This is a genomic window from Candidatus Poriferisodalis sp. (genome assembly GCF_965204195.1).
Taxonomy (GTDB): domain Bacteria; phylum Actinomycetota; class Acidimicrobiia; order Acidimicrobiales; family Poriferisodalaceae; genus Poriferisodalis.
In genome coordinates this window covers 3,622,083-3,633,214 of sequence record NZ_OZ241975.1, presented here as the reverse complement: position 1 = coordinate 3,633,214, position 11,132 = coordinate 3,622,083, and the positions used below count along the sequence as shown (strand labels likewise).

Sequence of the window (11,132 nt, the reverse complement as noted above, 5' to 3'; positions counted from 1 at the left end):
CGAGGGGATGAGTCGGCAGGATCGGCGCGGCTGTTTCTATGACGCGTACGTTGCCGACCCACTCGTGGGGTGGGATCCGTCGATCACCGCGGATGTGGCCGCGGACATTGCAGATGCCGAGTCGGCGGTGCGAGCGCTGAATGTTGCCGACGCATCGCATGTGAGTCTCGAAGGTCTCGCGCGGTTCTTGTTGCGGGCTGAGTCTGTTGCGTCATCCAGGATCGAAGGTCTGCAATTGGGAGCCCGTCGGCTGGCGCTCGCGGAGGCGGCGATTGCGCTCGGCGGGGAGGCGGGAGACCGAGTGGCCGCGGAGGTGCTCGCCAACATCGCAGCGATGGAATCTGCTCTCGAGCTCGCGCTCAGCAGCGCGCGGTTCGAGCTTGACGACTTGCTGCGGGTGCATCGCACCTTGATGGACAGATCGCCTGCTCCCGAACTCGGGGGAGTCGTCCGGGAGGAGCAGAACTGGATCGGCGGCAGTTCGTACAACCCGTGCAGCGCGGCGTTCGTCCCGCCGCCTCCCGAGTGCGTGCCCGAGCTGCTCGCCGATCTCCTCGACTACGTCAATCGCGACGATCACTCACCGCTGACACAAGCCGCTCTTGCGCACGCCCAGTTCGAGACCATCCATCCATTTGCCGATGGCAATGGCCGGACGGGCCGCGCGCTGATTCATGTCGTTCTGAGGCGACGCGGTCTCGCGCCCACATTCGTCCCGCCCATCAGCCTGGCCTTGGCCACGCTGTCGGACGACTACGTCGGGGGCCTGATGACGTTTCGCCATCTCAGCGAGCCCCACAGCGCCGAGCGATCCGCCGCAGCGGCGGAATGGATGCGCATCTTCGCCGTCGCGACCAACCGGGCCTGCCGGGATGCGCAGAGCTACAGCGCCGACATCAGTGCCGTCACCGCTGGCTGGCATGCAAAGCTCGGCCGTGTCCGCGCCAACTCCAGCACCGACTTGCTGTTGGGGGTCTTGCCGGGCGCGCCGATCGTGACCGTCGAATCCGCGAGCTGCCTCATCAGCCGTTCCAAGGCGCGCACGGCCGATGCGGTCAACCAGCTTGCCGAAGCAGGCATCCTGCGACAACGCAACGCGGGCCGCCAGCGCTACCGAGTATTCGAAGCCACTGGAGTGCTCGACCTGTTCACCGCACTCGAACGAGCACTCGCCAGCCCAACCGGCAACACCCGATCTGCCTATTGATCTAGCGACAGCAGCTCACGCTGAGGCTGCGTCCGCAGCATCCTGTCGGAGCCACCGGTCGCGGTAGTAGCGGAGCTCGTCGATGCTCTCGAGCACGTCGTCAAGCGCTCGGTGCTTGGTGGACCCGGCACGCGATCGGCTGAGGTCCGCCCACGCCTGGGCCACCTCGGGCTGCCAGCGCTTGGCGAGCTCCTTGATGGTGGACACATCGACCACCCGGTAATGCAAGTGCTGCTCGAGCGCCGGCATGTACTGGTCCAAGAAGCGACGGTCGGTGCCGATGGAGTTGCCGCACAGCGGCACGGTGCCCGGTTCGGGGACGTGCTCGGTGATGAACGAGAGCGTGCGTTCCTGCGCGTCGGCGACGGTGATGTTCGATGCTGCGATCTCGTCGAGCAATCCCGTGGCTTCATGCATCGTGCGGACCTCGGCGTCCATGGCATCGAGATCTGCTTGCGAAGCGCCGATCACCAGCGACGGACCCGTGGCGACGACCTCCAGCGAGTCGTCGGTGATCACGGTTGCGATCTCCACGATGCGATGGCGGCGATGATCCAGCCCGGTCATCTCGAGGTCCAGCCAGACCAGCACGGCGGCCATGGTAGGCACGACCCGGGCTGCTGGCCGCAATAGCGTTCCATCGATGAAGGTCGTGTTGGGACGACGGCAGGCGCGCCGCGCTCAGCGATCTCGCGGCGGATCGCGGCGGCGCCTCGTTTCCGGTGGACTTGAGCCCGTTGAGCGGCTCATTGCCGGCCTCACGGTGCTCGCGGTCATCTTGGCAGCCGGCACGACGGGTTATGTACTGCTCGGCCTCGGTCTGCTCGACGCGCTGTATCAGACGGTCATCACCGTCTCGACGGTTGGCTACAGCGATCCAGCGGGCACAGGAGGCCGCTACCAGATCTTCACGATCGCCCTCATCCTGCTCGGCACCGGCACGTCGCTGTACACCGTCGGTGTTGTCATTGAAATGCTGTTCGAGGGACGGCTCGACGACCACATCAGGAGGCGACGCATGCAGCGCTCCATCGACAGTCTTTCCGGTCACGCCGTGGTCTGCGGTTACGGCCAGGTCGGCCAAGCCATCGCCGCGGCAATGATCGACGCAGGCACCGATGTGGTGCTGATCGACAGCGACTCCGACGTCGATCCCGGTGATCTGCACTTGGTGCCCGGCGACGCCACCCACGACAGCACCTTGCGGAATGCCGGGCTCGAGCGGGCCAGTTCGCTGGTGGTGGCTTTGGATTCCGACGCCGACAATCTCTATGTGGCATTGAGCGCCCGCGCCCTGTGCCCCGAGCTGTTCATCGTGGCGAGAGCCAATTCGGGCGACGCGTTGCCGAAGCTGCAACAAGCCGGTGCCGATCGCGTCATCAACCCGCACCAGATCGGCGGAGCACACATGGCCGAGGCTGCCCTGCGCCAAGACGCAGCCGGCGACGGCGAGCGCTAGTCGGCCACGAGGTTCAAGGCGCGGCGAGTTTGCTCGATGCGCTCGTAACCCTCGGTGTCAGCGAGGTAACGACGCTTCGCCAGCCGCGCACGGGCGCGGCGCCTGCGGGCCTTCACGGCTGCGGCACTTGCAATCTTTCGGCCAGCGCCTGCGGCAACAAGGCCGCTGGCTGCCAGCCCTGCGGACGGGGGCCGGGATGGCGTCTTGGCCGTGTGATCGGTCTCGAATTCGAACTGAGAAACATCGAACAGGGTGAGCGGTGGCTGCGTCGGCGGCTTCGTGGCCATGCCGTCATGGCTACAGATGGGGTGTGACAGTGCTGGCGCGGGGCGCACGGCGTCAGCGACCTGAGTGCCCGAACCCTCCAAGCCCCCGCTCGGTCTCGTCGAGCGAATCGACCTCTTCCCACTCTGCCTGTTCAACGCGCTGGATCACCAGTTGCGCGATCCGGTCGCCGCGCTGGATCTCGTAGGGCTCGCTGGGGTCGGTGTTCAGCAGCAGCACCCGCAGCTCATCCCGGTAGCCGCTGTCGATCAATCCGGGCGAGTTCACGCAGGTGACCCCATGCCGCCACGCCAACCCGCTGCGGGGCTGCACGAATCCTGCGTAGCCGGGCGGGATTGCCACAGCGATGCCGGTCGGCACCATGGCCCGGCCGCCGGCTGCGGCCAGCGTGACCGTCTCGGCGGCCAGCAGGTCGCATCCTGCGTCACCGGGCTTGGCGTACGCCGGAAGCGGAAGGTCGGGATCGAGGCGCCGTATCGGAACTGCCACCACGGCGAGCACTGTAGGTGAGGCCTGAGCTGGCTCGAAGCCCGCGATTCATGGCTGCGGTAGGCCGCCCGGGACTCGAACCCGGCACCTTGGGATTAAAAGTCCCCTGCTCTACCCGATGAGCTAGCGGCCCGACGTCCGCAGGCACCGATTCGGCGCTCCGGCACTCGTATCGAGGCTACTGGTGGGGCTTCTCGCTCTAGCCTGACGCCAGTGTCTCCAGCATCCGGGCCCGAAGAGTCGCCTTCGCCAGCCGCGATGCCCGCCGCGGCATCTGAGCCGGATCTGTTCAGCGAGGCCGAGCTGGACGCCATCGAGGACGATCTGGCACGAGCGGAACGAACCTTGAGCCTGCTGGCCGACGACGACATCGATGCCGCAGCGGCAACGGCCTGGCTTACTGAGTCCTAAGAGGCGGCGTCCCGAGAGCCGGCGCGGCTACTCGATGGTGAGGTCGATGTTCGACGAGACCAGTTCGACCCTGTTACGAGGCTCCAGCTGATCCCAGCTCCAGGTGGCGTCGGCTGCAGCGCCGTCGAGCCAGAACCAGCGGCCCGCAAGGTTCGGCACCCGCTCGTCGCCGAGACCCACCCGCGCGTCGATTGTCTTGAGCACACCTGCGTGGCCCACGAGCAGGACGCGGCCGCAGACAGACATATGCCGCCGCAGCGCCGGCAGCAGCCGCCGGGCAATGCTGTCTTCAGACTCGAAGCCCGGCGGCCACCTCCTCGCTGCGACATCGCCGGGCCAGCCCTCGTCGATCTCGGCCCGGGTGAGGCCTTCCCACGGTCCCGCACTGCGCTCGCGCAGTGCCTCATCGGTCACGACGTCGCTCACGCCGAGCTGCTTGGCAATGATCTCGGCGGTCCGCCGCGCCCGTTGCAGGTCGCTGGACACGATCAAGTCGAATGCAGGCAGGTCGAACGCATGCCGACCGGTGTGCAGATCGCGCCCCCGCATCACCGGTGTCCGCCAGCTGTCATCCGCGGCAGCGAGCGTCGTCGCCAAGGCGTCGGCGGCGATCTCCGCCTGCCGCTCGCCGAGGCCGGTCAATACGGGATCGGCCTGTCCCTGCCAGCGGCCGCGCAGGTTCCATTCGGATTGACCATGCCGCACCGCCAGCAACTCTGAATGCTGTGTCACGGCGCCCGACCCTAGAGGCTCATCCTCGTTGCCTCTGGGACGTGATCGGTAGCATCGCAGCGATGCCGACGGTGACGATCCGCCTGTTCGCGGGGGCGCGCGAAGCGGCTGGTGTCGGCAGCACCCAGACCGAGGCGTCCTCAGTCGCCGAAGCACTGGACTGGGCGAAGGCGAGCTTCGGTGAGGGCTTCAGCGCTGTTCTGGCCGCCAGCAGGGTCTGGCTGAACGGCGAACCGGCGCTCGGGGAGTCGAAGCTCAGCACCGGAGACGAGATCGCCGTCCTGCCGCCCGTCTCGGGCGGCTGAGCGGCGGCTGCACCGTGGCAGCGTCGCCGGATCTCGAGCTGGCGCGGCCGCGAACCTCCGCAGCGGCGCAATGGCTCGGCCCTGCGGTCGAATTGGGCGACGCCACCATCAGCGGCGGACTGATCTGGTTCGCCGGGTTGATCGGTGCATTGTGGGCGGGAGCGGTGACGTTTGGCATCGCACTGACAGCGGTCGCCATGCTCGGCGCCTGGCAAGCTGCGGGCGTTCGCAGCCGCGCCGGAGCGACACGCCCATCGTCGAGCTCGACCGGGGCGCGGCCGCAGATTGCCGAATCGCTGGTGCTTCCCCAGAGTCATCGGCTGCCCGCTGCCGCGCTCGCCGGTGCAGTCGGATTCGCAGGCGTCCTCGACACCCGCCTGGCGGGGGTCGTTGTGGGCGGGGCGGTCGCCGCCAGCTTCATCGTGGTCGCAGCCTTGCGACCCCGCCGCCCCGACACCGGCGCTGCAATGGGGGAACAGGCGTCGCCGCTGCGGTACCTGAGCGGTGCAGGGCTGCTGATTCGCACCTGGATGCAGGTCGGCGTCGCGGCCGCGTGCTTGGCAGCCATCGCTCGCTACTCGCTGGGAGCGGCACTCGTGCTCGTGAGCGCGGCCGCCGCTCACGACGCCAGCGCGCACCTCAGCGCGTCGGGTCGGCAGCCGGGGCTTCGCGGTCCGCTGATGGGAGCGATCGCCGCCGTGATCGCCGTCTTTGCCCTGACCGGCCTGAGCGTGCCGCCGTTTGCACCCAACGACGTCTTCAGGTTCGGTGTGCTCGCGGCGTTGACCCTGCCGCTCGGCCCCGCGCTCGCCCGGCCGAATACCGCGCTCGCCGCACGCCGAGAGCACGTCCGGGCAGGCCCGCCGAACGCCAACAGACGATCAGTCGCCGGCAGCGGTGCATCGGAGCCCGCCGGCGGGCTCCAGCGTGCGCGGGAGCGTCTGGCCGGGGAGTGGGCCGTGCGCAGGCTCGATTCGCTGAGCGTCACGGCTCTGGCGTGGCTGTGGGGCTTGGGACTTCTCGCCATCTGAACGTCTCATCCCCACGGCGCTGCTGCGCACTCAGTTCGTGACGCTGCGGTGATCTGCGTAGCGTTATCGGCCGTGGCCCACGATGTTCCTGACCGCCAGATGCCTGGCCGCGTCTTGCGGGTCGCCGTGCTGTGCATGCACACCTCGCCGTTGCGCCAGCCCGGCAGCGGCGACGGCGGCGGCTTGAACGTATACGTGCGCGAACTCACTGCCGCGCTGGCGCATCTCGGCGTCGACTGCGACATCTACACGCGCCGCACCGATCCGTCGCAACCCGATCAGCTCGAGGTGGAGTCGGGGGTGACGGTCACACATGTCGATGCCGGTGCCCCGTCGCTCGACAAGGACGACCTGCCGGCGGTCGTTGCGGCATTTGCCGGCAGGGTCGGCGAGCACCTCGCTCGACGCCCAGTCGACGCAATTCACGCTCACTACTGGTTGAGCGGCATGGCCGGGCACCAACTGAAACACCGCTTGGACATTCCGCTGGCAGTCACGTTTCACACCCTGGGGCGCGTCAAGACGAGCACCGGCGACGCCGAGCCACGCCACCGGGGCGACGCGGAGCAACGAGTCATCGACTGCGCGGACGCCGTGTTCACCTCCGGCGACGCTGAGGCGGCCCAGCTCACGTCGCTGTACGACGTTGCGCCCGAGCGTCTCCACGTGCTGACACCCGGCGTGGACCGGGCCATGTTCGCGCCCGGCCAGCGCCATGGGGCTCGTGCAGCGATCGGCCTTCCACCGGGACCGGTGCTGCTGTTCGTGGGTCGCCTGCAGCCGCTGAAGGGCGCCGAGCTGGCCGTTGAGACGCTCGCAGCCACGAGAGCTGCCGGCGCAGCGGGCGCCCACGCCCAGCTCATCGTTGTGGGTGGGCCCAGCGGTCCGCGCGGCGAGGCCACGCTGTCCCGCCTGAAAGCCATGACCGACGAGCTGGCCGTGACAGACCACGTGCGGTTCGTCGATCCGCTCCCGCACTACCTGCTGTCGACCTATTACCGGGCCGCCGATGTGTGCTTGGTACCCAGCCGCTCAGAATCGTTCGGGCTCGTTGCGCTCGAAGCCGCGGCGTGCGGGACACCGGTCGTCGCGTCCGACGTCGGCGGTCTGCGCGACAACGTCGTCGAGGGCAATACGGGCTACCTCATCTCCGACCGCAGCAGCGACGCGTTCGCCCGCCGGGTCATCGACATCCTCGCTGATCCGCTGCTGGCGCTGCGCCTCGGCGATGCCGGCTCTCGCCGCGCCGAGCGCCATAGCTGGCGTGCGAGTGCGGCCGCGGCGCTGGACGTGCTCGACACCGCGGCCCGGCGAGAGCTCGTCGCCTGCCTGTGACCCGCCGGCCGGCGTCCGACGCCGAGCTCGATCGGCTCGAGTCTCGCATGGACGATTGGCTCGCCGACTGGGCCCGCTCACAGGCCGACGGCGGCGCCGACGAGCGCCCGATGCTGCTCGACGTGACCCGTGACGAGGAGGTTCCGCGGCGCTGGTACGTGCGTCTGGCCGGGGAATCGCGCGATGTCATCGCCATCTGGCTGACGCTACGCCAGCGCACGCTGGCGTATGAGTCCTACGTGCTCCCGACGCCGCAGCATCGAGCGGACCAGGTGGCCGACTTCATCCTGCGCCGCAACTACTCGCTGGTGGGCGCCCAATACGGCATCGGCCCCGAGGATGCCGTGTACCTGACGGGGGAGCTGCCCACCCACTGCGTCGACGAGGACGAGCTTGACCGGGTCGTCGGATCGCTCTGGGCGTACATCGAGCGTGACTTCACGACGCTGATCCGCCTCGGCTTCAAGCCATAAACCGCGAAAATCATTTGACACGTTTCATTGGTTTCTGATTGATTTGATTCTTGCCGGGGCACTCGCCTGCAGGCCGCAGGGAAGCGTCCCACTTCACCGCGAGTGCCCCGGCACCGCCATTGGGCTTGGCAGCGGTCCTGATGCGGTCCGGTACCGTGACCGCATGGCTGACAGCGTCGAACTGCTGATCGTCGGCGGCGGCAAGATGGGCGAAGCGCTGCTGGGCGGGTTGCTCACGGCCGGCCGCAGCGCCGAGAGCATCTGCGTCGCTGAGCCGATTGCCGCGCGCCGCGATGAGCTGGCCGATCGCTACGGCGTCGCTGTCTCCGGTGACGTCCCGGCGTCGGCCGGCGCCATCCTCGCCACCAAGCCCGACGTCATCCCGACCGTCGCCGCCGCGGTCACGGCCGCCGGCACCGAGCGCATCCTCTCGATCGCTGCCGGAGTCACGCTCTCGACGCTCGACACCGCTGCAGGCACCGGCACCCCGATCGTGCGCGCCATGCCGAACACGCCCGCACTGGTGTCGGAGGGCGCGGCGGCGATCTGCGGCAACGACCGAGCCTCCGAAGACGACCTCGGATGGGCCGAGGAGATTCTTGGTGCCGTAGGACGTGTTGTGCGCGTCCCCGAGCACCTGATGGATGCGGTGACCGGTCTGTCTGGGTCCGGACCGGCGTATGTGTTCCTGGTGGCCGAGGCAATGATCGAGGCGGGCGTGCTCATGGGCCTGGGCCGACCGGTGGCGGCGGAATTGGCCAACCAGACACTGCTGGGTGCCGCGACGCTGCTGGCCGAGGGACGTTCGCCGGCCGATCTGCGAGCCGACGTGACGTCGCCGGGCGGCACGACGGCGGCCGGGCTCCGCGAGCTGGAGGGCCACGGCGTGCGTGCCGCATTCGCTGCGGCCGTCGAAGCAGCCACGCGCCGCTCCGCCGAACTCGGCTCAGCGTGATCGAGCGCCTGGGGCCCGAGCGGCCCGTGAGCCCGTATCCAATCGAGACTGGGAACAAGAGCGGGAGATAAGCGTGTCGCCACGAGACGCTCTGCAGCCATGACAGGTTTCGACACGATCACGTGCTTGAGCGATCTGGGCACCGCAGACGAGTCGGTGGGCGTCGTTCATTCGATCGTGCGCCAGGCCGCTCCCCACGCCGCCGTGATCGACCTGTGCCACGAGATCGATCCGGGCGATACGCGCACGGCAGCTTTGATGCTGGCGCGCAGCGTGCCGCACCTTGCGCCGGGGGTGGTGCTCGCATCGGTGGGACGCCGCTTGGACCGGCCCGCCATAGCGGTCTCGGTCGGCGACGGCCAATCGATGCTGGTCGGCCCGGACAATGGGATGCTGGCGGCTGCGGTGGCGACGGTCGGCGGAGCGGACATCGCTGTGTGCATCGAGGTTGCCGACTGCGGCGATCCCCAATCTGTGCTTCACCCGGCGCGCGATGTGCTCGCGCCCGCAGCCGGTCTGCTGGCGGCCGGAGCGCCGATTGAAGCGTTGGGCGCGCCGATCGACCCCTCGCTGCTGTTGCCGTCGCTCGTTGCGGTGCCCCGCGTCGAAGACGACGGTTCGGTGACCGCGGAAGTGCTGTCGGTGACGCGCTGGGGCACGGTGCAGCTCAACGTCGACCGCGAGACGCTGGCAGCCCTCGGCGATCTCCTGGTCATGGAATGGACGGCAGGCGCGAGTGCGTCACAGCCCGCGGCAGCGAATTCGCAGTCGGTCCGGCTGGCGCCTGCGGGGTCGACGGACACAGGCAGCCTCGCCCTGTGCGACGATCCCTTCGGCTTGCTCGAGTTGACGATCGCCGGCGGGAGCGCCGCTCATCTTGGCTTCGCAGTGGGTACCGAAGTCCGGCTGCGCCCCACAGCGTGAGACCGTGACATGAGAGGGTGACATGAGACCTCGAACAGCGCTCGTGCTGGCCGCGCTCGCTGCGGTCATCCTGCTCGCCGCAACCATCCAGCTGCTCGTGGCGCTCGACTGATCGTTCTGTGACCCCATTTGCTGCGCGATCTTTTGTCGAACGCGTGGAAACGGGGTGCCGGATCGGCGAGACTGTGCGGGCCGCATTTCCGAACCCTGGGTAGTCCTCGTGTCCATCGTTGTCATGGGCGTGAGCCATCGCAGCGCACCGCTTGAGCTATTGGAGCGCTGCACGGTTGCCGCCGCCGACGTGCCGAAACGACTTGCTGATCTCGCGTCGTGCGCGAACGTCAGCGAGGCCGTCGTCGTGTCCACGTGCAACCGCACCGAGGCTTACGTCGTAGCCGAGAAATTCCATGCGGCGTTCGGCGAGATGCGCGATTTCTTCTGCACGCTGTCGGGTGCAGCGCCCGCCGAGCTGTCCGACCATCTCTACGTCCACTACGACGACGACGCGGCGCGTCACCTGTTCCGTGTGGCCAGCGGCCTGGAATCCGCCGTGGTCGGGGAGCATGAGATCTTGGGCCAGGTCCGCACCGCATGGGACACGGCACGAACCGAGGGCGCGACGGGCGCAGTCCTGAACCAGCTGTTCCGCCACGGCATCAGTGCCGGCAAGCGCGCACGCACCGAAACCGGCATCGCACGGGGGACCGCTTCGATCAGCCACGCGGCAGTGAGCATGGCCAAGAACCACCTCGGCACCTTGGAGGATGCTCAGGTGCTCGTCGTGGGCGCCGGCGAAATGGCCGAGGGCATGATCGTCGCGCTCGCGGCAGCTGGTCCTGCAGCAGTGCAGGTAGCCAACCGCACGCCTTCGCACGCCGAAGCCTTGGCAGCTCGGGTCGGAGGCCACCACCTGCCGCTCGGAAGCTTGGAAGATGCGTTGGTCGAGGTTGATCTGCTGCTGACGTCCACCGGTGCCAGTTCGGTGATCGTCGACCACGCCAGCGTCGGAGCGATCATTGAGCGACGCGCCGGTCGCCCGCTGCTGATCGTGGACATTGCCGTGCCGCGAGATGTCGACCCGGCTGTAGCTCGCCTTCCCGGTGTCACCCTCCTCGACATGGATGACCTGTCGCGATTTGCTGAGGTCGGTCAGGCGGGCCGGCAAGCCGAGGTGGCGGCCGTCGAATCGATCCTGGCTGACGAGACGGAGCGTTTCTCCGCCGACCGCACCGCCCGGGAAATGGCCCCGCTCATCGAATCGCTGCGCGGCAAGGCCGAAGCAGTGCGCCAATCCGAGCTCGAACGCGCCTTGGCAGCCCACCCCGATCTCGACGACGACGCACGCGAGGCGCTCGAGCGCGCGACCGCCGCGCTCGTCAACAAGCTGATGCATGAGCCCACCGTGGCGTTGAGGTCCGCGGCAGGCAAGGCCAAGGGCGACCGGCTCGCAGACTCAGTGCGCGACCTGTTCGATCTGTAGATCTGCGGTAATGCGCGGATAGGTGCACCGTCCCGTGGTCACCCTG

At 68.3% G+C, this 11,132-nt stretch carries 14 protein-coding genes and 1 tRNA gene; 10 read left to right on the top strand and 5 right to left on the bottom strand.

The window, feature by feature from the left end; translation table 11 throughout:
• Positions 1-7 precede the first annotated feature (7 nt).
• Positions 8-1,207 carry a Fic family protein gene (locus ACOGI8_RS16490; protein WP_419854869.1) on the top strand — a complete coding sequence of 400 codons (1,200 nt, stop codon included), beginning with the start codon at positions 8-10 and terminating at the stop codon, positions 1,205-1,207.
• 15 nt (positions 1,208-1,222) lie between these two features.
• Here the strand turns inward: ACOGI8_RS16490 and orn are convergent, their stop codons facing one another.
• On the bottom strand, positions 1,223-1,807 hold the full coding sequence (orn, locus tag ACOGI8_RS16485) for an oligoribonuclease (protein ID WP_419856425.1): 585 nt from the start codon (positions 1,805-1,807) through the stop codon (positions 1,223-1,225).
• 43 nt (positions 1,808-1,850) lie between these two features.
• Between orn and ACOGI8_RS16480 the strand changes: the two genes are divergently transcribed.
• Entirely contained in the window at positions 1,851-2,666 is an 816-nt protein-coding gene (locus ACOGI8_RS16480) for a potassium channel family protein (protein WP_419854868.1), read from the top strand.
• Here the strand turns inward: ACOGI8_RS16480 and ACOGI8_RS16475 are convergent.
• From ACOGI8_RS16475 to ACOGI8_RS16465, 3 genes are all read right to left on the bottom strand, one after another.
• Positions 2,663-2,953, bottom strand: coding sequence for a hypothetical protein (locus ACOGI8_RS16475; protein WP_419854867.1), 291 nt, complete (start codon positions 2,951-2,953; stop codon positions 2,663-2,665). The two genes, ACOGI8_RS16480 and ACOGI8_RS16475, sit on opposite strands and share 4 nt — an antisense overlap.
• A 52-nt stretch (positions 2,954-3,005) precedes the next feature.
• Positions 3,006-3,440 (bottom strand): dUTP diphosphatase, encoded by a 435-nt coding sequence (dut, locus tag ACOGI8_RS16470; protein ID WP_419854866.1) that lies wholly within the window; start codon positions 3,438-3,440, stop codon positions 3,006-3,008.
• Between the two features lie 60 nt (positions 3,441-3,500).
• Positions 3,501-3,573 (bottom strand) — tRNA-Lys (locus ACOGI8_RS16465).
• An 80-nt stretch (positions 3,574-3,653) separates the two neighbouring features.
• Here ACOGI8_RS16465 and ACOGI8_RS16460 point away from each other — a divergent pair.
• A complete protein-coding gene (locus tag ACOGI8_RS16460) occupies positions 3,654-3,851 on the top strand; it encodes a hypothetical protein (protein WP_419854865.1) in 198 nt (65 codons plus the stop codon).
• 27 nt (positions 3,852-3,878) lie between these two features.
• Here ACOGI8_RS16460 and ACOGI8_RS16455 read toward each other — a convergent pair whose 3' ends face one another.
• Positions 3,879-4,583 carry a histidine phosphatase family protein gene (locus tag ACOGI8_RS16455; protein WP_419854864.1) on the bottom strand — a complete coding sequence of 235 codons (705 nt, stop codon included), beginning with the start codon at positions 4,581-4,583 and terminating at the stop codon, positions 3,879-3,881.
• A 62-nt stretch (positions 4,584-4,645) separates the two neighbouring features.
• Here ACOGI8_RS16455 and ACOGI8_RS16450 point away from each other — a divergent pair, with 62 nt between their 5' ends.
• From ACOGI8_RS16450 to ACOGI8_RS16420, 7 genes are all read left to right on the top strand, one after another.
• Positions 4,646-4,888: a MoaD/ThiS family protein gene (locus tag ACOGI8_RS16450; RefSeq protein ID WP_419854863.1), complete on the top strand. Its 243-nt coding sequence runs from the start codon at positions 4,646-4,648 to the stop codon at positions 4,886-4,888.
• A gap of 14 nt (positions 4,889-4,902) precedes the next feature.
• Positions 4,903-5,919 carry a hypothetical protein gene (locus ACOGI8_RS16445; protein WP_419854862.1) on the top strand — a complete coding sequence of 339 codons (1,017 nt, stop codon included), beginning with the start codon at positions 4,903-4,905 and terminating at the stop codon, positions 5,917-5,919.
• 72 nt (positions 5,920-5,991) lie between these two features.
• Positions 5,992-7,254, top strand: coding sequence for a glycosyltransferase (locus tag ACOGI8_RS16440; protein WP_419854861.1), 1,263 nt, complete (start codon positions 5,992-5,994; stop codon positions 7,252-7,254).
• The gene (locus ACOGI8_RS16435; RefSeq protein WP_419854860.1) at positions 7,251-7,727 is read left to right on the top strand and encodes a YbjN domain-containing protein; all 477 of its coding nucleotides are present in this window, start codon (positions 7,251-7,253) and stop codon (positions 7,725-7,727) included. The genes ACOGI8_RS16440 and ACOGI8_RS16435 overlap by 4 nt, the downstream gene beginning before the upstream one ends.
• Before the next feature lie 163 nt (positions 7,728-7,890).
• On the top strand, positions 7,891-8,682 hold the full coding sequence (gene proC / locus ACOGI8_RS16430) for a pyrroline-5-carboxylate reductase (RefSeq protein WP_419854859.1): 792 nt from the start codon (positions 7,891-7,893) through the stop codon (positions 8,680-8,682).
• Between the two features lie 99 nt (positions 8,683-8,781).
• The gene (locus tag ACOGI8_RS16425; protein ID WP_419854858.1) at positions 8,782-9,606 is read left to right on the top strand and encodes an SAM-dependent chlorinase/fluorinase; all 825 of its coding nucleotides are present in this window, start codon (positions 8,782-8,784) and stop codon (positions 9,604-9,606) included.
• A 220-nt stretch (positions 9,607-9,826) separates the two neighbouring features.
• Complete coding sequence (locus tag ACOGI8_RS16420) at positions 9,827-11,086, top strand: glutamyl-tRNA reductase (protein ID WP_419854857.1); 1,260 nt, start codon at positions 9,827-9,829, stop codon at positions 11,084-11,086.
• The last annotated feature ends 46 nt before the right edge of the window (positions 11,087-11,132 follow it).

Bases quoted from the DNA above. Each gene is read 5' to 3' on its own strand.
- proC (WP_419854859.1), top strand. From the start codon at position 7,891: ATGGCTGACAGCGTCGAACTGCTGATCGTCGGCGGCGGCAAGATGGGC.
- ACOGI8_RS16480 (WP_419854868.1), top strand. From the start codon at position 1,851: ATGAAGGTCGTGTTGGGACGACGGCAGGCGCGCCGCGCTCAGCGATCT.
- ACOGI8_RS16450 (WP_419854863.1), top strand. From the start codon at position 4,646: ATGCCGACGGTGACGATCCGCCTGTTCGCGGGGGCGCGCGAAGCGGCT.
- ACOGI8_RS16490 (WP_419854869.1), top strand. From the start codon at position 8: ATGAGTCGGCAGGATCGGCGCGGCTGTTTCTATGACGCGTACGTTGCC.
- ACOGI8_RS16425 (WP_419854858.1), top strand. From the start codon at position 8,782: ATGACAGGTTTCGACACGATCACGTGCTTGAGCGATCTGGGCACCGCA.
- orn (WP_419856425.1), bottom strand. From the start codon at position 1,807: ATGGCCGCCGTGCTGGTCTGGCTGGACCTCGAGATGACCGGGCTGGAT.
- ACOGI8_RS16475 (WP_419854867.1), bottom strand. From the start codon at position 2,953: ATGGCCACGAAGCCGCCGACGCAGCCACCGCTCACCCTGTTCGATGTT.